Consider the following 22,117-nt stretch of genomic DNA (forward strand, 5'->3'; position numbering starts at 1 on the left):
TAGCATCTTCTTTTTAGATGAATATACGTAAAAAATCGAGAATCAAAATTAAGTAAACTATGAGTAATATCATTCGTGTAGTGCTGGCAGATGACCACGTTTTTGTTAGAGACGGAATCAAATCTTTATTGGAAAACGAAGCAAACATCGAGGTTGCAGGTGAGGCAATTGACGGTGCGGATGCGCTTGAAGTTGTGGCAGAAACGAAACCTGACTTACTTATAGTAGATATTCGTATGCCAAACTTAACCGGTATCGAAGTAGTAGAAAAACTTAGAAGCGAGAATAATAACGTAAAAATTATCATGCTTTCGATGCACGAATCGGAAGAATATGTTTTGAAATCCATAAAAGCCGGAGCCGACGGTTATTTACTAAAAGGCTCAAGCAAAGAAGAATTCCTGAAAGCACTCCACAGTGTTGCCGGCGGCGGAAAATACTTCAGCGGTGATATTTCTTCCATCCTAATCAGCCAATTGACAAATCCGGCAGCTTCATTAGAACCTAAGCAAAATCTAGGCGATGAAATGATGATTACCAAAAGGGAAAAAGAAATCCTGACACTTTTATTATCCGGAAAAGGAAACAAAGAAATTGCAGAAGCCCTTGATATTAGCAAAAGAACTGCAGAAGTTCACCGTTTTAATTTGATGAAAAAGCTGAAAGTAAAGAATTTAATGGAACTTTCTAATAAAGCAACAGAATATTCCCTTCTTTAAATATATCTAAAAGATAAAAATCACATTCTTAAAATAGTATTTTAACAAAATAAACAATCATTTTTATCATGTCGGTAAATCTTTCGGTTTAGATAAAAATACTTAATTTAAAAATACGTATTAATACTTACAAGTACTTATATTTGATAAAACAAATCTAGGTACTATGAAAAATACAAACTCTTTATCGCAATCACACAAGATTTTATTCCTGAATACTTTGGCCTTTACTGTATGTTTTGCATGCTGGACCTTAAATGGAGTATTAGTTACTTTTTTAGTAGATAACGGAATTTTTCACTGGAGCGTCGTACAAGTAGGATGGCTGCTTGGAATTCCGATTTTGACAGGTTCCATAATGCGCTTACCCATCGGAATCCTGACGGATAAATTTGGAGGCAAATACGTATTTTCACTTTTGCTTCTCCTCTGCTCTGTTCCTTTATTCTTATTACCGCTGGCAGACAGTTTTTTTATGTTTGCTTTACTGAGTTTTTTCTTCGGAATGGTCGGTACAAGTTTTGCAGTCGGAATTGGCTATACCTCAATCTGGTATCCAAAAGAATGGCAGGGACGCGCTTTGGGAATTTTCGGAATGGGAAATGCCGGTGCTGCCATCACTACCTTCCTGGCTCCTTCTTTATTAAATCATTTTTCTGTTACGGATCCTCAAAACGGCTGGAAGATCCTTCCCGTAATTTACGCAGTTTCGCTTCTCGTTATCGGGGTTGCGTTTTTAATTTTCGCTAAAAACAAGAAAATAGAAAACCAGACAAAAACAGTTTCTCAAATGCTTCAGTCCTTAAAAAGTGCCCGTGTATGGCGTTTTGGAGCGTACTACTTTCTGGTCTTCGGATGTTTTGTAGCCTATTCACAATGGCTATTACCCAATTTCATGAACGTCTATCAAACCAGTCTGGTCATGGGCGGTTTATTTGCCACCATGTTTAGCTTGCCGTCAGGTGTCATAAGGGCTTTTGGAGGCTATCTGTCTGATAAATTCGGAGCCCGAAAAGTCATGTATTGGGTCTTAAGTTCATCTGTGATTCTGAGTGCTTTATTAATGGTTCCAAAAATGGAAATCATAACTGCCGGACCCGGAATTTTAGCTGCTAAAAAAGGCGTTGTTAAAGAAATTAGTTCAAACACTGTAAAAGTCGGCGATAAAGAATATCCTGTACTCCAAAAATCATCTATCGTAAATGAAAATACCATTTTTCCGACAAGCTCAAGCTGGCAAAATGTTGTTGTCGCTCAAAATCAAAATGTAGCCAAAAAAGAATTGATCGCAAAAGGTATAACCGTGATTAAATTTGATGCCAATATGTGGGTATTCTTAGTCTTGGTTATCCTGATCGGAATTTCATGGGGAATTGGTAAAGCTGCTGTTTACAAGCATATTCCGGAATATTTTCCAACAGAAGTGGGTGTTGTCGGCGGCATGGTAGGCATGATCGGCGGACTGGGAGGTTTTTTCGGACCTATTATTTTTGGATATCTTCTTACGGCGACCGGAATCTGGTCGAGTTCCTGGATCTTTATACTGGTATTTTCTTCTATTTGCCTGATTTGGATGCATTACACAATCACAAAAATTATGAACGAAAAACAACCCGTTTTATCTAAGGTAATTGACAGACAATAAAATTCAATAAAATGATTTTTGTCAGAATATTTATGAAAATTTATTCTTTAAATTTGAACCATCAAAAAGTCAATTATGAAAAACTTAAAAACTATCATTTTATTCCTTTTAGGAGTTATCAGCACTGAAATGCAGGCTCAGGAATTGGATGTAAATTTACAAATCAGACCCCGTTTTGAGTACCGAAACGGCTACAAAACATTACTCCCTTATGGTCAGAAAGGAACGTCTCAGATTTCGCAGCGTTCAAGATTAAATTTCGATTATAAACAAGATGAGCTAAAAGTAAAATTAACACTTCAGAATACCAGAACCTGGGGAGACGTAGTACCGGCTTCGACTACGGATAAAAATGGGATTGCGGTTTTTGAAGCCTGGGCACAATATAACTTTACCGAAAAATGGAGCGCCAAATTAGGAAGACAAGTTCTTTCTTATGACAATCAGCGTATTTTGGGTGAACAGGATTGGGGACAACAGGCACAAAGCCATGATGCCGCTACAGTGACATTTCAGACAGAAAACCAAAAACTGGATTTTGGAGGTGCTTATAATTCTACAGCAGAAAATGTACTTCAGACTCCATATACTGTAGCGAATTATAAAGCAATGCAATTTGCCTGGTATCACAGAAAATTTGAAACTCTTGAAGCTAGCTTTTTGTTATTAAATACAGGTTACGAATATGCAAACGCAGATGCTAAATTACTAATTGACTACAAACAAACTTTTGGGCCTTACCTGACCTTCAAACCAGGAAAACTTGATTCTAATCTTTGGGTTTACGGACAGACAGGAAAAAGTACTGACCAGCAAGTAAGTGCGTGGAATGCAGGAGCAAATGTAAATTATGCTTTTACAGAAGCTTTTAAAGCAGGATTAGGATTTGAGTTTTTATCCGGAAAAGACATGAATGACGGCAGTACGGTTATCAAATCTTTCAACCCTATTTTTGGAACAAATCACGGATTTAATGGTTTCATGGATTATTTTTATGTTGGAAATCACTTAAACAACGTTGGTCTTGAAGATGCCTTTCTGAAATTAAACTATACCGTAAAAAAATGGCAGTTTTCTTTGAGTCCGCATGTGTTTTTGGCTCCTTCCAAAGTTATCACCCCGCTTAACGAAGAACTGGATTCTTATTTAGGAACCGAAGTCGATTTTATGGCGACTTTCAACTTCAAAAAAGACATTGTTTTAACAGGCGGTTATTCTCAGATGTTTGGCTCTGAAACTTTAGAATTTATTAAAAACGGAGATGCAAGCCACACCAACAATTGGGCCTGGTTAATGATTTCTGTTAATCCTAGAATTTTTAGCCTGAAAAAATAGTTTTTATTCAAAATTCACATCAATATTTTACCCTTTTCCTATTTCGGATAAGGGTATTTTTTTTTGACTTATAAAAAACTATTATATACTTTAATTATCTATATTTGAAACAATTAAGAACCCCCAATTCTATCCTAATGAAACAATTTTTAAAACTATCAATGTTAACCTTTGTTGTAACGCAAACAGGTATCGCTCAAAAATACAATGATGCCTTAATTTCAAAAAACTCAGAAATAAATTTTGCAAAAACACAAAAAAGAGGAATCAAAAAAAACAACATTATTTACTATGTTGAAAATGACTTACAAACAATATCTGCCTACAAAAAAAGCAAATTGAAATGGCAAACAAATGTAATTTCTGTTTGCGGAAAACCAAAAGTAGGAGAACCTGAAATAAGATATGTAGGATATAATACTAACAAACTACTTATCGTTATCGGTAAACATAATTTTGCAGAAATTGACATCAACAGTGGTAGTACAAAACTTATTGGTTAAATTAAAAAAAGCAAAATCATATTTAATCTAATTTATACAATTCCCCGAATCTCTTTCGCTAATAATGAAGGAGATTTTTTTGTCCTATTGAATTTTAATACATTTGATTATGAAGGAGGGTAAGAGTAATCCAAATAACACTCCGAAGTGAAAAAATTGTTTTATAAAGAAAACTTTAAAATAAATTCCTAAAATTAAGTATTTATACGTAAAAATACGTATTTTTGTTTTAGTAAAATTACGTGCTTTATTAAAAGCAGAGTAAATTCAGATTGTACTACTAAAACAAACCTGTAATGCAAAACACCAAAATCAAAACTACCTGTTCCTATTGTGGCGTTGGCTGCGGTATAATCGTAACCAACGATGCTAAAAATGGTGTAATGGTCGAAGGCGACAAAGATCATCCTGTAAATAAAGGAATGTTGTGCTCTAAGGGAATGAATTTGCATTACGTAGTCAATGATACTTCAGACCGGATTCTGTATCCTGAGATGCGCGGGAGTAAATCCTACCCTCTCGAAAGAGTCAGCTGGGACACTGCACTTGACCGTGCCGCAGCGGTTTTTACTTCGATTATAAAAAAACATGGACCGGACAGCGTTGGTTTTTATATTTCGGGTCAATGCTTAACAGAAGAATATTACTTAGTCAATAAACTGGTAAAAGGCTTTTTGAAAACCAATAATATTGATACAAATTCCAGGCTTTGCATGAGCTCTGCAGTTGTCGGCTACAAAAAGACCTTCGGAGAAGACTCTGTGCCAATTGCTTATGATGATATTGAACTGGCCGATACATTTTTAATTACAGGAGCAAATCCTGCCTGGTGTCACCCTATTCTTTTCAGAAGACTGGAAAAGCACAAAGAGAAAAATCCGAAGATAAAAGTTATTTGTATAGATCCGCGCCGCACAGATACTGCCGCTTTCGCTGATTTGCATTTACAGATTATTCCGGGTTCTGATATTATTCTGTATCACGCCATTGCAAAACGTATTATCGAAAAAGGATATGTAGATCATGATTTTGTAAAAAATCACGCAGAAAACTTTAAACAATATAAAGACTTAGTTTTAAGCACTTCGCTTGAAAAAGCTTCCAAGCTGTGCGGAATTTCGGTAAACGATATTAAGCTTGCCGCTGATATTATCGGCAAAGCAAAAGGTTTTATTTCTCTTTGGGCAATGGGACTTAACCAAAGTGCGGTTGGGGTAGATAAAAATACCGCATTGCTGAATTTGTCTTTACTAACAGGACAAATCGGAAAACCAGGTTCCGGACCATTTTCATTAACAGGTCAGCCCAATGCAATGGGCGGACGTGAAGTGGGCGGAATGGCGACACTTCTGGCAGCGCATAAAGATATTGCAAACCCGACACATCGTAAAGAAGTGGCTGATTTTTGGGGTGTTGACGAGATTTCAGACAAACCAGGTTTAACAGCCACAGAAATGTTTGAAGCTTTGGAATCAGGAAAAATGAAAGCCGTTTGGATTATTTGTACCAATCCCTTAGTGAGTTTACCCGATTCCAGACGCATCGAAAAAGCACTTCAAAATGCTAAATTCGTTGTAGTTCAGGATATTTCTCATAATGCCGATACAGCCAAATTTGCCGATTTGTTATTGCCTGCAGCCGGCTGGTTAGAAAAAGAAGGAACAATGACGAACTCTGAGCGTCGTATTTCTTATCTGCCAAAAGGAATTAATGCACCGGGAGAAGCATTGCCGGATATTGAAATCCTAATTCGCTTTGCTAAAAAAATGAATTTCAACGGTTTTAACTTCAACAGTGCCGAGGAAATTTACAAAGAACATTGTGCGCTTACCAAAAACACCAATATTGATATTTCATTCCTGAATTATCATCGTTTAAGAACCGAAGGAACTTTTCAATGGCCTGTTCCCGATTATGGGCATCCCGGAACACCGAGATTATTCACTGACAAAAAATTCTATACGCCTTCGCAAAAAGCTATTTTTAATCTTCCGGTTTCAATAGAAAATACATCCGTTCAGCCAAATGCCGAATTTCCTTTTATCCTGACCACAGGAAGAATTCGCGACCAGTGGCATACGATGACAAAAACCGGAAAAGTATCGAGATTACTCACGCATATTCCGAGCCCGGTTTTAGAAATAAATCCAATTGATGCTTTCAAAAACGAAATCAAAAATGGCGATATTGTTACGGTTACCAGTAAAAACGGTGAAGTTCGCGTAAAAGCAAAAGTGACGGATTCTATCAAAGAAAAAGTCGTTTTCCTGCCTATGCACTGGGGGAAACAGCTTGAAAATGATCTGAACAGGACTAACAATTTAACGAATACAGTTGTTGATCCCATTTCAAAAGAACCAGATTTTAAATACACAACTGTTTCGATTACCAAATATGTAAAGCCATTTCAGAAAATTGCCATTGTGGGAGCCGGAACCGCTTCGTTCCGATTCATTCAGAATTATCGTGAGTTCAACACAACCGATGAAATTATTGTCTTTTCAAATGAAGTAAATCCGTTTTACAATCGCGTTTTACTTCCTGAATATATGACGGGAGAATTCAGCTGGGAACAATTATTAAAAGTAAAAGATGGAGAAACTTTTAATAAACTAAAAATTACCATGAAAGCCGGAGTTGCGATTGAAAAATTAGACACAAATAAAAAAACAATCCTGGACAGCCAGGGCGAAGTTCACACTTTTGATTCGTTGATTTTAGCGACAGGAAGCCGCCCTTTTGTTCCGGAAAATGCACAGCTTCATCTTCCGGGCCGATTTACTGTCAGACGAAAAGAGGATGCTGACCGTTTGAAAAAACATTTGGACAGCACTAATCTTCCGCCAGAAGAACAGCATGTTGTGATTATCGGCGGAGGTTTATTAGGATTAGAACTGGCTGCGGCATTAAAACATAAAAAAGTAAAAACGACAATTGTTCAAAGAGCGTCACGTTTAATGGAACGCCAACTGGATTTGATTTCGAGTAAATTACTGGCCGAAGAAGTACAGCTTCGTGATATTCAGATTTATTTTGATAATGAAGTCAGTACCGTTTTTGAAACTGATCAGCCGAATGAAATTGAAATTGCCCTGAAAAGTGGTAAAATCATTACGGCAAACGCCATTGTATACACAATCGGAACCATTCCGAATATCGAAATTGCACGCGAAAGCGGCCTTTCCTGCGGGCGTGGTGTCAAGGTAAATCAGTATTTACAAACTTCAAATCCGGATATTTTTGCGATTGGAGAAATAGCCGAATTCAACAACAAGCTATTCGGAATCACTTCTGCTGCCGAAGAACAGGCCGATATTCTGGCCAACTTTTTAGCCGGCGATATCAGCAGTTATTACAAAGGTTCGATTCTAATGAATATTTTAAAATTAGAAGATATCAACCTCTGCAGTATCGGAGATATTGAGATTCCCGAAAATGATGATTCTTACGAGGAAATTGTTTTTACCGATTTAAAACAGCGGTATTACAAAAAATGCATCGTGAAAAATGATTTACTTGTCGGTGCGATTTTAATGGGCGATAAAAACGAATTTGCCGAATTTAAAACGATGATCGAAAGCAAAATTGAATTATCAGACAAACGAAATCTCTTGCTCAGAGGAAGTTCAACAGCCAAACCTGTTTTAGGAAAATTAGTGTGTTCCTGCAGTCAGGTTGGAGCCGGAAATATAGAAGAAACAATCAAAAGCGGTGTAAATAATTTTACAGATTTGTGCAAAAATACCGGCGCAGGATTAGGATGCGGCAGTTGTAAAACAGAGGTTAAAGAGATATTAGCGAAATGTAAATAGTTTCTTTTGTTTCAGGTTTCAGGTTTCAAGTTGCTGAAACACGAAACAAAAAACTAACAATTAGCTTGTCATTCTGAGGAATGAAGAATCTTCGTTAGCAGCTCTACAAAGATTGGCGAAGTACTGTGTGGAATAACTTGCGAAGATTCTTCGTTCCTCAGAATGACAAGATTGAGGCTAACCCTGAAACAACGCAATGTCACCCTGAGCGGAGTCGAAGGGCGTTCCAATTGGAGTCGGGCTTCGACTCCGCTCAGCCTGACAAACTTGAAAATGAAACCTGAAACAAATTAAAATTATGGAGTTAACAAGATTAATAGTAAAAGGAGGCGTAATCTCGCCGGGAGAACTTAGAGAAATTGTAAATATGGCAATGGATCAGGGACTGGATTCTATTTCTTTTGGATCCAGACAGGATATTATTTTTCCCAAAGGTTTTAAATCATTTCATAAAGAAGATTTTGGAAAGCATCATTTTGTTTATCCGGATCAGAAAAGTGGCAATAATATTGTTTCCTCATATGTTTCTACGGATATTTTCAGAAATACAAACTGGCTTACCGGAAATCGGTTTTTGTATGTTCTAGAAGAGTTTAAAGAACAGCCGAAACTAAAAGTCAATATCACAGATCCCAAGCAACAGCTGGTTCCTTTATTTACGGGACATTTAAATTTTATTGCTTCAGAGCATGAAGATTACTGGTACTTGTACATTCGTTTGCCCAAATGGGAACAGATGGAAGTTTATCCGGTTTTGATTTACAGTTGGGATTTAGCCAAAATATATTACGAAATAGAAAAAATTACCGCAGAAGAATCTGTCGGGATCGAAATGCTTTTTACGTTAGTCAGCGAAGCTTTAGACACCAATAACAGAACCATTGACAAACCGCTCAATGTTCCTTTTTATCCATTTCCCTATTATGAAGGAATGAACAGAATGGGTATCGATCAATATTGGCTGGGTTTATACTGGAGAAATAATCAATACGATTTAGATTTTCTAAAGGAAATGTGTGATTTGTGTTTTGAATGCAAAATCGGAAAAATCTGTATCACACCCTGGAAATCTTTTATCGTAAAAGGAATTCCAAAAGACCGAAAACTTGAATGGGAGAAGTTTTTAGGAAAAAAAGGAATCAACGTCCGTCATTCATTACTGGAATTAAACTGGCACTTGCCGGTTGCTACAGAATGGTCCTTAAACCTTAAAACATTTTTGGTCCGAACATTAGATCAATTTGACATCAGCACCTATGGACTCAATTTCGGAATTTCTGAATACAATCGCGACGGACACTATTTTACCTCAATCGTAATTGAAAAAAATGAACTTCCGGCTGCTTTGGAATCTATTAAAATCAGAGATACTTATAATGTATTGTTTGCGAAGAATTTCGATTCTAATACGCGCGAATACATTGTGCATTCTCAGGACATTGACAAACTCGAACTGCCTACGATTTTAATTGAATTAAGCAGGAAATATTTTGAAGAACTCGGAAATTCTATTCCGGAGACAGAAAATGTACAGAAAAAAGAAAAACCACAATTGGATATTTACCAATGCCAGGAATGTCTGACACTCTATAATTCGGAATACGGGGATGAAAGTCAGGGAATTCAAAAAGGAATTTTATTTGAAAACCTTCCGGAAACCTATTGCTGTTCTTTATGCGAAGCACCAAAAAGCAATTTTAAGATTTTAGAAATTGCAGTGAATTAGATTATCTCTACTCAGGAAAAACTGTCTTCATTATTCAGCAATTTCTTCTTTTTTTTCGTGTAGAATTGTTAAGAGATTTTGGTTTTTAATTTTATCAAAAAAATCAAGTATTTTAATTTCAAAGAGTTAGACTTAAAATTTAATAAAAAGCTTAACATTGGGAAGCTTGTTTTATAATTATCTTTACTTAACCGAAAATTAACAATTTAGTTACATTGTTATTAATATACTCATCTTAAGTACATTCTATATGGAAAACAAAACCGAAGAAACTACTCCTGAGAAAATTGATTCTCCTGCAACAGAAACTACAAAACCGGTTGCAGAAAAGCCTGTAAATTCAACTGTTGCAAAAGCACCGGTTCGTAAAACAGCGCCTGCAAAACCTGCAACAACTACTGCAAAAACAGCTCCGGTTGGAACAGTAAAACCAACGGTACGCAGAACTCCTGCTAAAAAAGTAACAGCTCCCTTAGTTAAACCAATAGTTACAGAACCAATTACTGAACCAAAGGAAGAAACAACAACCGAAGTTGCTGCAACAGAAGAAACCGTTAAAAATAAATCTAAAGATAAAAAAGCGAAAAAAGTGAAAGACAAAGAAAAGGACAAAGCCAAAAAGAAATTAGCTAAGAAAAAAGAAGAAGCTAAAAAAGACAAAAAGAAAGAAAAAGCTAAGAAAGCAAAATTAAAAGCTGCTGCCAAGAAAAAAGAAAAAGCTAAAAAAGCGAAGGATAAAGCAAAAGCGAAAAAAATTGCTAAAAAGAAAGCAAAGTCTAAAAAGAAGATAAAAGCGAAAAAGAAAAAATAATATTCAGGAAAGGTTTGACTTTAAAAAGTTGAACCTTTTTTTATTTCAACATCGTTTTTATAAAGTCTTTCATTTCGACGAAGGAGAAATCACACTCGTAAATAGACAAAGATTGGAGATTACTATATGGGAATTTCTAGTGTGATTCTTCGTCCCTCAGAATGACAAACTGTACGTTTAAGGCTTGAAATTTGCTCAGCCTGATAATTAACAATTCACAATTAATTATTAATTAATTTTCATCCCCCAATCGCAATCATGCTGCGATTGTCAAAATGTTTTGCAGGATCATCCATTTCAGAAATCGTCACCATCCCGGCGCGTACTTTCTTCTTGTTTTGTATCGATTCGGAAATCAGGCTGGTAATGGATTCGCCTTTTCTGTAAGCGGTCAGCAAATCGGTTTCAGCATTAGAAAAAAGACAGTTTTTAATTTTTCCGTTTGCTGTCAGGCGGATTCTGTTGCAGCTGTCACAAAACGGATTTGTAATCGAACTTATGATTCCAAAATCACCCTGAAAGTCTTTTATTTTATAAGTTCTGGCGGTGAAATTTTTTTCATCCTCCAGTTTTTCAATTTCTTCTGACGGAAAAACATTTCCAACCTGCGATAAAATTTCATTTTGCGAAACCATTTTACTTCTGTCCCACTCGTTTCCTGCAAAGGGCATAAACTCTATAAACCGAACTGAAATTGGCAGAAAGCGGGTTAGTTTGACAAAGTCAATGATTTCATTATCATTAAATCCTTTTATCAAAACTACATTTATTTTTACCTGAAAATCGTTATTCAGAAGGAGATGAAGATTATCAATTACCTTCTCAAACTGATTTCTGAGCGTTATAGAATGAAATTTGGATGAAATAAGCGTATCCAGACTCAGATTGATTTTCTTAACCTTAAACTGCTTTAAAACCTCAATATGGCGATCAATCAGAATTCCGTTTGTTGTTATCGAAAGCGAAACATTTAAATCGGATAATTTAGAAACAATTTCCGGAAAGTCTTTTCTCAAAAGCGGTTCACCACCTGTCAACCGGATTTTATCAACACCATTTTCTACGAAAGTTTGGGCAATAGCAAAAATCTCATCAGCCGTCATCAGATCAGCTTTTGGAGACAAGGCTATTCCGTCGGCAGGCATGCAGTACGTACAACGCAAATTGCATTTCTCCAGCAACGAAATACGCAAATAATTGTGTTTTCGTCCAAAATCATCCGTCAAAATAGTGTTAGAGGCTGTCATGATTTTTTCCTTTTAAAATATGAAAAACGTGCAGCAAATGTGGAAAAACAGCATCCATAGATTCTCTTGCCCCGTTTACAGAGCCCGGTAAAGCCAAGACCACTGTCTTGCCCAAAGTTCCCGCTACGGTTCTGGATAGCATGGCGTAAGGCATTCTTTGCTGTCCGTAATTACGGATTGCTTCTTCAATTCCCGGAATTCTGCTTTCTAATAATGGAGAAAGTGCTTCGGGCGTTACATCTCTTGGAGACAAACCTGTTCCGCCCGTAAAAATAACCAGTTGGTTTTCTTTAGCAAAAGCTTTTGTTTTCTCCTGAATAACATCCAATTCATCCGGAATGATTTCATAATGCGAAGTTTCAACTCCGTAAGATTCTAATTTTTCTACTATAACTTTTCCTGAGCGGTCTTCTTTATCTCCTGCAAAAATCGAATCGGAACAGACAAAAACTGCTGCTTTGATTACATTCGGAAATTTGTTTTTAAAAGAAGATTTTCCGCCTTCTTTATTGATTAATTTGATCGTTGAAATTTCGATTTCCTTATCAATAGGCTTTAGCATGTCATACATGGTCAGCGCTACAATTGATGCGCCGTGCATGGCCTCAACCTCAACTCCGGTTTTGTAAACGGTTTTTACTTTGAAAATAATATGGATTTCCAATCCTTCAATATTATACTCTACCGATGTAAATTCAATGGGAAGCGGGTGACAATCCGGAATGGATAAATGCGTGTTTTTTACCGCAAATAATCCGGCCGTTTTTGCCATTTCAAAAACATTCCCTTTTGGCACTAAATTATTGACAACCGCATCAATTGTTTCCTGTCTGCTGACCTTTACAATTGCGGTTGCGGTTGCGACTCTTAAAGTGCTTATTTTATGCGTAATATCTACCATTTTATTTTCTTAGGTATTTTGTTTCCAGGTGAATGAATCATTTTCAAACATTTCTTTTCCAAAAATCGGCACATCGGTTTTGATCCAGTTTACAATGGCTTCTGTTGCTTCATAAACTTGTTTGCGACGTGTTGCCGAAACAAACACAAACAAACAGATTTCACCTGCTTTTACAACACCCAAACTGTGATAAATATGCATGCAGGTCAAATCAAATTTAGCAAATGCTTTTTCTCTAATCGTATAAAGTGCTTCATTTGCCATATCAGTATAAGCTGAATAATCAATTGCTACGACAGTATTATCGTGGATCACATCGGCACGAACCTGTCCCAAAAAGATATTGTGTGCCCCGATCGTATGTTTGGATTGGTGTTTTGCAATCGACTCCGCAATAAATTCAGGAGAAATTGGGCCTTCTACAAATACATTTTTACTCATTTTTTTATGTTTTTTTACCACTGATTATTCATGCTAAACGTTTTTTTCAACATATTAAAAAATCATTTCAATCATTGCAATCTGTGGCTATATTTTTATTTCTTCAATTAATTGTTTAATCTTCAAAGCTCCGCCAGCAATACTTTTTATATTTTTAAACCGATGTTTCTGAAGCAATTCTGCTGCAATTTTACTTCTAATTCCGGATTGACAAAAAATGTAAATTGTTTGGTTTTTATCTAGCTTTTCAAATTCATTTTCTAAACGCAATAATGGAATCTGGATACTGTTTTTAAATTTAATTTTTGGTAATTCATCTTCATTTCTAACATCTAAAAAAAGAATCTTATCATTTTCTGTTTCACCTAAAATTGATTCAAACTTTATTTCCTCAATCTGATTGTTATCTGAATCATTATATTTTTCTTCAAATATTTCTCTGCTTATAGCTTTAAAATCACTTTTGTCAAAATCGTACTTTTGCTGTTCGTTATTTAAAATATTATAAACCAATATTTTCCCACTTAAAACTTCTCCGATTCCAAGAATCATTTTTATGACTTCATTCGCCTGAAGCATTCCAATAATCCCAACCGTAATTCCGATTACTCCGGCATCTTCGCAATTTAAAGCGTTGGTATTTTCATCCGGATATAAACATCTGTAGGTTGGTCCGTTTTGATAATTAAAAACCGACACTTGTCCCTGAAACCTAAAAACAGAGCCGTAAACTATTGGTTTATTTGCAATTAAACCAGCATCATTAATGAGATATTTAACAAAAATACTATCTGTTCCATCTACAATAATATCATATTTTTCGAATAAGGAAAGCGCATTTTTGCCGGATAACATTTCTGAAATGACATTGATTTTAACCAAAGGGTTCAATTCCGAAATCATCAATTTAGCTTCTTCGGCTTTAGATTTTCCAACACCCGAGGTTTTGTAAATCACCTGACGATGCAGATTGGAAACCTCAATAACATCATCATCGATAATTCCGATTTCGCCAACTCCGGCCGCAGCCAGATACGGTAAAACTGCTGCGCCTAAACCGCCCGCTCCGATGACCAAAACCTTTGATTTTGATAATTTGCGCTGACCTTCTTCCCCTATTTCAGGAAGAATTATTTGTCGGTTATATCTCGTTGATTCCTTCATAATCTTTAATTAACCTCCCGCAAACGGAGGCAGCAAAGCCACAATATCACTTGTTTGCAAAGTGTAATTTTCAGCTTTTGATACTATTTTTTGATTTACGGCTACGCTGAAAGTAAGCGATTCAAATTGGTATTTTTCTTCTAAATTCTGCAATAGTTTTTGCAGCGATACTTCTTCAGAAAAAGATAATTTTTCGAACTCACATTTTGTCTTTTCTGCGACGGCTCCAAAATATTTAACCTCAATCATTTTTATAAATTTAAATTCTGAAAAATGAATTCATCATCAAAATGCTCCTGAAAATAGGAAATCCAGCCTGACGTATTTCTAACCACTTCTCCGATTACAATAATGGCAGGCGACGAAATCTTTTTTTCGGAAACCAATTTAGTAATTGTACCGATAGTCCCGATCACTTTTTGCTCGGAATTTTTAGTTCCGTTCTGAATAATCGCAATCGGAAGATCGTCTTTCCTGTTTTCCTGATAAATCGAAATAATTTCATCCAGTTTATGCATTCCCATCAGAATCACAACAGTCGCCGCCGATTTTGAAGCCAAATGAACGTCTTTTGATAATTTATGATCCGACGTTGTTCCGGTAATTACCCAAAAGCTTTCGGCAACTTTTCTTTGTGTGAGACTAATGCCAACCGAGGCCGGAACACCCAAAGCCGAAGAAATTCCGGGAACAATGGCAGTTTCGATTCCGAATTGTTCTGCAAACTCGATTTCTTCACTTCCTCTTCCAAAGATAAACGGATCACCACCTTTTAAGCGTACCACATGTCCGTAATTTTTTGCCATTGAAACAATCAGATCGTTAATCTGATCCTGTGTATAAGCGTGGCAGCCCAAGCGTTTCCCAACAAAAAGAATCTCTGCCTGTTCTGCATATTGCAATAATTCTTCGTTTACCAAAGCATCATACAAAACTACATCGGCATTTTTTAAAGCTTTTATTGCTTTAAGTGTAATCAAGTCCACATCTCCGGGACCTGCTCCTACAACTGTTAATTTTGGGATTTTCATAGCTACTCTAACTTAGATTCATATTCAGGTCGTTTAATTCGTCAGCGGAATTAATATTGGTTAAATGAACGTTTTCACTTTCTTCTATATGGATAATCTGATGTGGCAGTCTTGCCAGTAAATCCATCATTTTTAATTCGTCCGATTCGATTGCTTCTTTAATAACCGGAACAATATTTTTCGAATAAATCCCAATTAACGGATGTGTTTTGGTTTCGGAAGCAAAAACCGTAATTCCGGCTTCCTTTGTATGTTTTGAAATCAATTGCTGTAATAATTCAGTTGAAATTAACGGAATATCACAGCTCAAAATCAGATTAAACTCGGTTTCAGAATGGGATAATGCCGTGTAAATTCCACCTAAAGGACCTTTGTCAGCAATTAAATCCGGTATTTTTTCATACTTCAGTTCATCATATTCTTTTGATCCGGTAATCAGCTTAATTTTATCTGTAATAGGCAAAATTGCCTGAATAATATGTTCTATAAATGGTTTTTCCTGAAACAAAACCAATCCTTTTTCTGACTGCATTCTGGAGCTTTTTCCGCCACAAAGAATAAATACTGTTAGTGATTTCATAGTTTTTTGTTTCAGGTTTTTTTTTGTTTCATGTTTCATGTTTCATGTTTCATGTTTCATGTTTCATGTTTTGCCAATCTTTGTCTCCAACGGTTGAAACCGTTGGCTATGTTTATGTAACATTCATTTTACATTCATTTTCAAATATAGCCCAAGGTTTCAACCTTGGGAACACATAGCATATTATTCCTTGTTCTAACAGTTAAAACCATGCTATGTTATATTGAAATTTTTTACATTCTTTTTTCAAACATTGCCCAAGGTTTCAACCTTGGGAGCGCGGGATTATTTCCTGTTTTCTATTTTCAGGGAAAAATCAATTTGATGCTCGCCATTAAAATCACTGTTCCCAAAACCATTTTTAGTGTTCTGTTGGAGAACGAACCGCTTCCGTAAAAACCACCCAATATTCCTCCCACAACTGCAATTGGAACTAAGTAAAAACTCTCCATCGGAATTGTTTTTCCTCCTAATAGAAATCCCAGCATTCCTGCAAATGAATTTACAAAAATGAATAAGCTCGAAATTGCCGCAGATTCTTTTACTGAAGCCCATCCCAGAAATAATAAAATAGGACTCAGGATTATTCCTCCGCCAATTCCCAGCATTCCTGATAATAATCCGATGGCAAAACCAATGGCCAATGCAAAAGGAAGATTGATTTTTACTTCTTCTTTTTCTTTAAAATTAAATACTCCAAACAATCTCAGCGCTGCAAAAACCAGTACAATTCCTAAAATTATTTTATAAATTGTATTATCTAAAGTGACAAACCCTCCTATAAATGCTGCCGGAATCGACGCAATCGCAAACGGATAAAAGAGCTTTGGCCTGAAATAATTCTTTCGGTAATAAAACAGAAATGAAATACTCGAAACAAACAAATTCAACAATAAAGCCGAAGGTTTCATCACCGAAACAGGAAAAGCAAAAATGCTCATCAAAGCCAGATATCCTGAAGCTCCGCCATGTCCGACGCTTGAATATAAAAACGCAATTACAATTAATGCGAAACTGAATAATAGTATGTTTTCGGAACTTAATAGGTTCATTTTTTATTTTGTTTCAGGTTTTCTTTGTTTCAGGTTTCAAGTTGCTAAGCTATATGTTTTATATTACACACTGCTTTTCATCCTTAATACCAAAAATCTATTTTCTACACTCTTTATTCTATTTTCTAAAAATCTAAAATCAACAATCTAAATTCTAAAATCTAAAATTAATCTATCGGCAATAAAGTTACCAATTGTCCCTTTTTATAATTTTCTATTTCTTCAGGAACGATCAATAAACTGTTGGCAACTGCAAATGTGTTCAACATTGCGGAACTTTGGCCGTCTAAAACTGTAACATTTGTTTCGTCGTATTTTGCTTTTAAAAACAATGTTTTTCCAGTGTCATTCTTTATTTCCGAATTTAATTTCCGGACTACTTTTGGTTTATGAATTTCAGAAAATCCCATTCTGTTCTTTACGGCCGGAGCAACATAAATGTAAAAATTCGTCAGCGATGAAGCAGGATTTCCCGGAAGTGCAAAAACTAAAGTTTCTTTTTTTGATCCAAAAAACATTGGTTTCCCAGGTTTTTGATTGATTTTATAGAAAAGCTCTTTTACATCGTTTTGCAATAATGCTTCTTTTACAAAATCATAATCCCCAACAGAAATTCCACCCGAAATAAGAACGATATCGTATTTTTTTAAAATTCCTTTTAATGCTTTTTTTGTTGCTTTCAGATTATCTTTTACGCGGTAAACTTTCGTTTTTTCAATTCCGATTGTCTGAAGCGCTGCCTCAAGCATAACCGAATTGCTTTCGAATATTTTTCCTTTTTTCAGTTTCTTTCCCGGCTGTATTAATTCGTTTCCTGTAACCAGAATAGCCACTTTCGGTTTTTTGTAAACCTCAACTTCTGTGATTCCTAAACAGGCTAGAAATCCTATTGCTGCCGGCGTAATCAAAGTATTGGCTTCAAAAACAATTTCATCTTTGCCGATTTGTTCTCCTTTTGGACGAACATTTGCCTGTTTTTCAGGCATTGTAGCAATCAGAATTGAATCTTTATTAGCCAATACGTGTTCCTGCATGACTACGGTATCTGCATCATCCGGAACATAAGCACCAGTAAAAATTCTGATTGCTTCGGTTGCATTTAATTTTACATTCGAATGATCTCCAGCCTGAGAAATACCCACTACATCATATTGATGTCTGATACTGTGCGTAAAAGCATATCCATCCATTGCTGATTGCCGAAACGGGGGCATATCAATTGGTGAAATCACTTTTTCTGCCAAAACATATCCTAAGGATTTGTGTACTGAAATACTTTTCACCGGCATTTTAGTACTATTCGCTTCAATAATCTTTATGGCTTCTTCAACTTTAATCATTACGGCTATTTATTAAAAGCAAAAAATACTTATCACAAATATAAGTATTTTTACTTAGTTAAAATTTTTAATAATCTTAATTCTTTAAAAAATATAAATTTAGCGCATTTCATGCAATTAGATTCAGAAAAAACCAAAATAGCTTTTTTAAATTAACGATTTCATTTTATTTCTTTCTGAAATTTCCTTTCGGAAGATAATAAAGCCACGCAAAACCTATAAAAAAAAGGACAGCGGAAGCTATAAAAGCAGGAATTAAAATCTCCTTATTATTATCTAATGCATTATTCAAAGAAGCATATAAAAGCCAAATCTGAATGCTGACATTTAAAATCAGGATAAAAATAAGTGTCGAAAGTATATTATTCAGTTTATTGGGGTTTGCGCGGTTCTGGCTTCGTCTAAACGTACTCATAATTCAGGATTTAAATTAACTTTCTTTTTTCTCAATAAGTGCTTTTACAAAAACAGCATTTTCTTTAAAAACCACTTCCAGTTGCGGTAAAGCTCTTGGCGGCGGTCCGGCGATTACATCTCCTGTCATGGCATCAAAAGAACCTTCGTGGCATGGACAATGAATGATTCCGGTCCCGGGTTTGTAAAATACAGAGCAGGAAAGATGCGTACACTTTTGTTCATAAGCCCTGAATTCTCCGCTTTCCAGATGAATTAATATATACGGAATGGTACTTCCTTCCAAAACAAAACCTCTTGTTCCTCCAACGGGAACATCTTCTTTATTGCAGATAAAATGTTCTCCCTGAACTTCTTCTTTTGGTAATAAAAAGGCCTTTGCTGTTACAAATCCGCTTCCTACCATTAATCCTCCGGAAACAAAAGTCAGGAATTTAGCAAAATCGCGTCGGCTGACCTGGGTTGATTCTTGTTTTTTTATTGGAAAATCTTTCTTCCAGTTTTCATTTAAATTATCTTCTTTAGACATGACTTGTCATTTAATAAATTCGTAATTCTGTACTGCCTTTTGGCATCATAATGTTGACCTTTGTTTTTACTTTTTCCTTTCCAAAAATAAAATTATTAATGGGTGTACTGTTTGGCCTCATTTCTTCTATTTGTTCTCTGGTACCATAAAACAAAGCGCCACTTGGACAAACTGTTGCACACATTGGTTTTTTACCTACACTTGTTCTGTCGTAACACATGGTGCATTTCATCATCAAATCGTATTCTTCGACTTTTTTGGGCACACCAAAAGGACAGGCCATCACGCAGTTCGAACAGCCAATACATCTTTCTGTACTTGCCGTGTGTACAATGCCAAATTCATCCTGTGAAATAGCATCTGCCGGACAAACATTGGCACAAACGGGATCTTCGCAGTGCATACAAACCTGCACTGTAGTCTGAATTGTTGCTGCACGATCGACATAATTGACACTTATTAAAGTCTGCTGCCCATTTGTTTCACATTCGGCGCAGGCCATTTCGCAGGCTTTACAGCCAATGCAGCGCTGCATATCTACAAAAAACTCTTCGTTTGTATTAAAATTGGTCAAATTCATAAGGTCATTTTTTATAGATTAAACACTTGCATACGCTTCAGATTCTTTAGACGGCGCAGCGATTTTTCCTTGCGGATCTAATTGGCAGGCACAGACTTTAAACTCCGGAATTTTTGAAATTGGATCCAAAGTTCCCGGTGTTAATTGATTCGCCGATTTGTTTCCCGGCCAGTGGTACGGAATAAAAACAGTATCCTTTCTAATCGTTTCTACAATATTGGCGGGAAAAATTCCCTCTCCTCTTCTCGTCACCACTCTAACCAGTTCACGTTGTTTGATTCCATATTTTGTAGCCATTTCAGGATGAATTTCTACCATTGGTTCCGGAAACTGATCTACTAATTTTCCTATTCTGCGTGTTTGGGTACCACTTAAATATTGCGAAACGACACGGCCTGTTGTTAAGGTTACCGGATATTCTTCATCCGTAACTTCTCCTGGGAGTTTATAAGGTGCAGGATTAAAATGCGCTTTTCCATCAGGGGTTTTAAACTTTTTGTCTTCCCATAATCTTGGTGTTCCCGGATGGTCTTCTGTTGGACAAGGCCAAAAAATGCCCATATTGTCTTCGACTTTTTTATAGGTGATTCCGAAATAATCTGCTGTTCCTCCTTTTGAAGCGATACGCAATTCATTGAAAATTTCTTCGCTGTTGTTGTAGGTAAATTTATCTTTTTCGCCCAGACGTTCTGCTATTTCTAATAAAATCGAAGTATCGGTTCGCGCGTCGCCCGGTGGCGTAACGGCTTGTCTGATTCGGATTACTCTACCTTCTGCAGAAGTGGTGGTTCCTTCTTCTTCTTCCTGTAAAGATCCAGCCAAAACAATATCGGCATGACGGGCTGTTTCATTCAAAAAGAAATCAATACAAACGTAAAACTCCAATTTTTCGAGTGCCGAACGCACATAATTATTGTTTGGAAGCGATACTAAAGGATTGAAACAAATTGAAATTAATCCTTTGATTTCGTCTCTGTGAATGGCTTCTATAATTTCATAAGCGGTAAGTCCTTTTCCGGGTAAATCTTTTTCGTCGATACCCCAAACTTCAGAAATATATTTTCGGTGTTCCGGATTTCCTATATCTCTGTTTCCCGGTAATTGGTCGCATTTGTGTCCGTGTTCCCTTCCGCCCTGACCATTTCCTTGTCCGGTAATGGTTCCGTAACCGCAATACGGTTTTCCAATTCTTCCGGTGGCTAAAACCAGATTGATACAGCCCAAAACATTATCAACTCCTTTTGAGTGATGTTCGATACCTCTTGCATGCAGTAAAAAGCTAGTTTTTGCTTTTCCCCATAATTCGGCGGCTGCTTTTATTTTTTCCTTGTCAATTCCGGTAACTTCTTCTGCCCATTCCAACGTATAATCTTTCACGGCATCAATAGTTTCCTGAAATCCGGAAGTGTAATTATCAATAAAATCATGATCGAGCATGTCATGATCTACCAGATATTTAAGCATTGCACCGTATAAAGCCGAATCTGTTCCGGGCTTTACGTCTAAATGAATATCAGCCGTTCTTGCCAACGGAATCATTCTCGGATCAATAACAATGAGTTTTGCGCCGCGATCTCTGGCTTTCCAGATCCAATGGGTTAGGGTTGGGAAAGTTTCGCTGATATTGGCTCCGGCTACAATAATGACTTCTGCATATTCTAAATCAGAATAATTATTTGAAGCGCGGTCTAAACCAAATGCTTTTTTATTTCCAGCACCTGCGCTTACCATACAAAGTCTTCCGTTATAGTCGAGGTTTCTTGTTTTTAAGGCAACACGGGCAAATTTTCCAACCAAATAACTTTTTTCGTTGGTTAATGAAACTCCGGATAACATGGAAAAAGCGTGTTTTCCGTATTTTTTCTGAATGCGTTTTATTTCAAAAATGGTTTTATCCATCGCGTCATCCCAGGGAACTTTCTCAAAACCTTTTCCTTCTACTCTTTTTATTGGATGTAAAAGTCTGTCGGGATGATTATTCTGAAGATATCTTTGAACTCCTTTTGGGCATAAACGGCCTTCATTAAAAGGAAATTCCATCCAGGGTTCAAAACCTACTACTTTATTTTCTTTTACTAATAACTGAATGCCGCACTGCATCCCGCAAAAACAGCAGTGCGTTTTTACAACCTCATCTGGTTCGTCTCTTCCGTCATAGCCGTCTACAGGGGCATAATTTAAATGCGGACCAAATTGTTCAATTATTTTTTCAGTTGATACGGGTAGTTTTGCCATTTTGTTTTTTGTTCTTTTTTGTTTCAAGTTTCTCCCGAAGTCTCGGGATCAA

Annotated in this window: 20 protein-coding genes; 7 read left to right on the forward strand and 13 right to left on the reverse strand. The window is 36.3% G+C overall.

The window, feature by feature from the left end; translation table 11 throughout:
- Positions 1 to 59 precede the first annotated feature (59 nt).
- The 7 genes from DCO46_RS00855 (at position 60) to DCO46_RS00885 (ending at position 10,551) form a co-directional block, all read left to right on the forward strand.
- Positions 60 to 719 carry a response regulator transcription factor gene (locus tag DCO46_RS00855; RefSeq protein WP_116750708.1) on the forward strand — a complete coding sequence of 220 codons (660 nt, stop codon included), beginning with the start codon at positions 60 to 62 and terminating at the stop codon, positions 717 to 719.
- A gap of 166 nt (positions 720 to 885) precedes the next feature.
- Positions 886 to 2,364: an MFS transporter gene (locus tag DCO46_RS00860; RefSeq protein WP_116750709.1), complete on the forward strand. Its 1,479-nt coding sequence runs from the start codon at positions 886 to 888 to the stop codon at positions 2,362 to 2,364.
- A gap of 75 nt (positions 2,365 to 2,439) precedes the next feature.
- Positions 2,440 to 3,699 carry an alginate export family protein gene (locus tag DCO46_RS00865; RefSeq protein ID WP_116750710.1) on the forward strand — a complete coding sequence of 420 codons (1,260 nt, stop codon included), beginning with the start codon at positions 2,440 to 2,442 and terminating at the stop codon, positions 3,697 to 3,699.
- 137 nt (positions 3,700 to 3,836) lie between these two features.
- Positions 3,837 to 4,202 carry a hypothetical protein gene (locus DCO46_RS00870; protein ID WP_116750711.1) on the forward strand — a complete coding sequence of 122 codons (366 nt, stop codon included), beginning with the start codon at positions 3,837 to 3,839 and terminating at the stop codon, positions 4,200 to 4,202.
- A 296-nt stretch (positions 4,203 to 4,498) separates the two neighbouring features.
- Positions 4,499 to 8,014 (forward strand): nitrate reductase, encoded by a 3,516-nt coding sequence (locus DCO46_RS00875; protein WP_116750712.1) that lies wholly within the window; start codon positions 4,499 to 4,501, stop codon positions 8,012 to 8,014.
- A 298-nt stretch (positions 8,015 to 8,312) separates the two neighbouring features.
- The gene (locus tag DCO46_RS00880; RefSeq protein WP_116750713.1) at positions 8,313 to 9,740 is read left to right on the forward strand and encodes a rubredoxin; all 1,428 of its coding nucleotides are present in this window, start codon (positions 8,313 to 8,315) and stop codon (positions 9,738 to 9,740) included.
- Positions 9,741 to 9,990: 250 nt separating this feature from the next.
- A complete protein-coding gene (locus DCO46_RS00885) occupies positions 9,991 to 10,551 on the forward strand; it encodes a hypothetical protein (RefSeq protein ID WP_116750714.1) in 561 nt (186 codons plus the stop codon).
- A gap of 239 nt (positions 10,552 to 10,790) precedes the next feature.
- On the opposite strand, the gene moaA is transcribed toward DCO46_RS00885, so the two are convergent.
- The 13 genes from moaA to DCO46_RS00950 all read right to left on the reverse strand — a co-directional run bounded on the left by moaA (position 10,791) and on the right by DCO46_RS00950 (position 22,065).
- Positions 10,791 to 11,798 (reverse strand): GTP 3',8-cyclase MoaA, encoded by a 1,008-nt coding sequence (moaA, locus tag DCO46_RS00890; RefSeq protein WP_116750715.1) that lies wholly within the window; start codon positions 11,796 to 11,798, stop codon positions 10,791 to 10,793.
- Entirely contained in the window at positions 11,785 to 12,699 is a 915-nt protein-coding gene (moaCB, locus tag DCO46_RS00895; RefSeq protein ID WP_116750716.1) for a bifunctional molybdenum cofactor biosynthesis protein MoaC/MoaB, read from the reverse strand. The genes moaA and moaCB overlap by 14 nt, the downstream gene beginning before the upstream one ends.
- A 9-nt stretch (positions 12,700 to 12,708) precedes the next feature.
- Entirely contained in the window at positions 12,709 to 13,140 is a 432-nt protein-coding gene (locus DCO46_RS00900) for a molybdenum cofactor biosynthesis protein MoaE (protein ID WP_116750816.1), read from the reverse strand.
- An 87-nt stretch (positions 13,141 to 13,227) separates the two neighbouring features.
- Positions 13,228 to 14,304, reverse strand: a complete 1,077-nt coding sequence (moeB, locus tag DCO46_RS00905) for a HesA/MoeB/ThiF family protein (protein ID WP_116750717.1) — start codon at positions 14,302 to 14,304, stop codon at positions 13,228 to 13,230.
- 9 nt (positions 14,305 to 14,313) lie between these two features.
- Positions 14,314 to 14,553, reverse strand: coding sequence for a MoaD/ThiS family protein (locus tag DCO46_RS00910; RefSeq protein WP_116750718.1), 240 nt, complete (start codon positions 14,551 to 14,553; stop codon positions 14,314 to 14,316).
- Positions 14,554 to 14,555: 2 nt separating this feature from the next.
- A complete protein-coding gene (gene cobA / locus DCO46_RS00915) occupies positions 14,556 to 15,335 on the reverse strand; it encodes a uroporphyrinogen-III C-methyltransferase (protein WP_116750719.1) in 780 nt (259 codons plus the stop codon).
- 7 nt (positions 15,336 to 15,342) lie between these two features.
- Positions 15,343 to 15,915 (reverse strand): molybdenum cofactor guanylyltransferase, encoded by a 573-nt coding sequence (locus DCO46_RS00920; RefSeq protein WP_116750817.1) that lies wholly within the window; start codon positions 15,913 to 15,915, stop codon positions 15,343 to 15,345.
- A 305-nt stretch (positions 15,916 to 16,220) separates the two neighbouring features.
- On the reverse strand, positions 16,221 to 16,967 hold the full coding sequence (locus tag DCO46_RS00925; protein ID WP_116750720.1) for a sulfite exporter TauE/SafE family protein: 747 nt from the start codon (positions 16,965 to 16,967) through the stop codon (positions 16,221 to 16,223).
- Between the two features lie 167 nt (positions 16,968 to 17,134).
- Entirely contained in the window at positions 17,135 to 18,307 is a 1,173-nt protein-coding gene (gene glp / locus DCO46_RS00930) for a gephyrin-like molybdotransferase Glp (RefSeq protein WP_116750721.1), read from the reverse strand.
- A 166-nt stretch (positions 18,308 to 18,473) separates the two neighbouring features.
- Complete coding sequence (locus tag DCO46_RS00935) at positions 18,474 to 18,722, reverse strand: DUF6755 family protein (protein ID WP_116750722.1); 249 nt, start codon at positions 18,720 to 18,722, stop codon at positions 18,474 to 18,476.
- A gap of 15 nt (positions 18,723 to 18,737) precedes the next feature.
- A complete protein-coding gene (locus DCO46_RS00940; RefSeq protein ID WP_116750723.1) occupies positions 18,738 to 19,250 on the reverse strand; it encodes a ubiquinol-cytochrome c reductase iron-sulfur subunit in 513 nt (170 codons plus the stop codon).
- Between the two features lie 10 nt (positions 19,251 to 19,260).
- Positions 19,261 to 19,830, reverse strand: a complete 570-nt coding sequence (locus tag DCO46_RS00945) for a 4Fe-4S dicluster domain-containing protein (RefSeq protein ID WP_116750724.1) — start codon at positions 19,828 to 19,830, stop codon at positions 19,261 to 19,263.
- An 18-nt stretch (positions 19,831 to 19,848) separates the two neighbouring features.
- Positions 19,849 to 22,065 (reverse strand): molybdopterin oxidoreductase family protein, encoded by a 2,217-nt coding sequence (locus tag DCO46_RS00950; protein ID WP_116750818.1) that lies wholly within the window; start codon positions 22,063 to 22,065, stop codon positions 19,849 to 19,851.
- Positions 22,066 to 22,117 lie beyond the last annotated feature (52 nt).

It is taken from the genome of Flavobacterium sp. HTF (assembly GCF_003105115.1).
Taxonomy (GTDB): Bacteria; Bacteroidota; Bacteroidia; order Flavobacteriales; family Flavobacteriaceae; genus Flavobacterium.

What these genes read in the sequence shown, in the direction of transcription:
- DCO46_RS00855 (WP_116750708.1), top strand. Translation starts at nt 60, where the DNA reads ATGAGTAATATCATTCGTGTAGTGCTGGCAGATGACCACGTTTTTGTT.
- DCO46_RS00860 (WP_116750709.1), top strand. Translation starts at nt 886, where the DNA reads ATGAAAAATACAAACTCTTTATCGCAATCACACAAGATTTTATTCCTG.
- DCO46_RS00865 (WP_116750710.1), top strand. Translation starts at nt 2,440, where the DNA reads ATGAAAAACTTAAAAACTATCATTTTATTCCTTTTAGGAGTTATCAGC.
- DCO46_RS00870 (WP_116750711.1), top strand. Translation starts at nt 3,837, where the DNA reads ATGAAACAATTTTTAAAACTATCAATGTTAACCTTTGTTGTAACGCAA.
- DCO46_RS00875 (WP_116750712.1), top strand. Translation starts at nt 4,499, where the DNA reads ATGCAAAACACCAAAATCAAAACTACCTGTTCCTATTGTGGCGTTGGC.
- DCO46_RS00880 (WP_116750713.1), top strand. Translation starts at nt 8,313, where the DNA reads ATGGAGTTAACAAGATTAATAGTAAAAGGAGGCGTAATCTCGCCGGGA.
- DCO46_RS00885 (WP_116750714.1), top strand. Translation starts at nt 9,991, where the DNA reads ATGGAAAACAAAACCGAAGAAACTACTCCTGAGAAAATTGATTCTCCT.
- moaA (WP_116750715.1), bottom strand. Translation starts at nt 11,798, where the DNA reads ATGACAGCCTCTAACACTATTTTGACGGATGATTTTGGACGAAAACAC.
- moaCB (WP_116750716.1), bottom strand. Translation starts at nt 12,699, where the DNA reads ATGGTAGATATTACGCATAAAATAAGCACTTTAAGAGTCGCAACCGCA.
- DCO46_RS00900 (WP_116750816.1), bottom strand. Translation starts at nt 13,140, where the DNA reads ATGAGTAAAAATGTATTTGTAGAAGGCCCAATTTCTCCTGAATTTATT.
- moeB (WP_116750717.1), bottom strand. Translation starts at nt 14,304, where the DNA reads ATGAAGGAATCAACGAGATATAACCGACAAATAATTCTTCCTGAAATA.
- DCO46_RS00910 (WP_116750718.1), bottom strand. Translation starts at nt 14,553, where the DNA reads ATGATTGAGGTTAAATATTTTGGAGCCGTCGCAGAAAAGACAAAATGT.
- cobA (WP_116750719.1), bottom strand. Translation starts at nt 15,335, where the DNA reads ATGAAAATCCCAAAATTAACAGTTGTAGGAGCAGGTCCCGGAGATGTG.
- DCO46_RS00920 (WP_116750817.1), bottom strand. Translation starts at nt 15,915, where the DNA reads ATGAAATCACTAACAGTATTTATTCTTTGTGGCGGAAAAAGCTCCAGA.
- DCO46_RS00925 (WP_116750720.1), bottom strand. Translation starts at nt 16,967, where the DNA reads ATGAACCTATTAAGTTCCGAAAACATACTATTATTCAGTTTCGCATTA.
- glp (WP_116750721.1), bottom strand. Translation starts at nt 18,307, where the DNA reads ATGATTAAAGTTGAAGAAGCCATAAAGATTATTGAAGCGAATAGTACT.
- DCO46_RS00935 (WP_116750722.1), bottom strand. Translation starts at nt 18,722, where the DNA reads ATGAGTACGTTTAGACGAAGCCAGAACCGCGCAAACCCCAATAAACTG.
- DCO46_RS00940 (WP_116750723.1), bottom strand. Translation starts at nt 19,250, where the DNA reads ATGTCTAAAGAAGATAATTTAAATGAAAACTGGAAGAAAGATTTTCCA.
- DCO46_RS00945 (WP_116750724.1), bottom strand. Translation starts at nt 19,830, where the DNA reads ATGAATTTGACCAATTTTAATACAAACGAAGAGTTTTTTGTAGATATG.
- DCO46_RS00950 (WP_116750818.1), bottom strand. Translation starts at nt 22,065, where the DNA reads ATGGCAAAACTACCCGTATCAACTGAAAAAATAATTGAACAATTTGGT.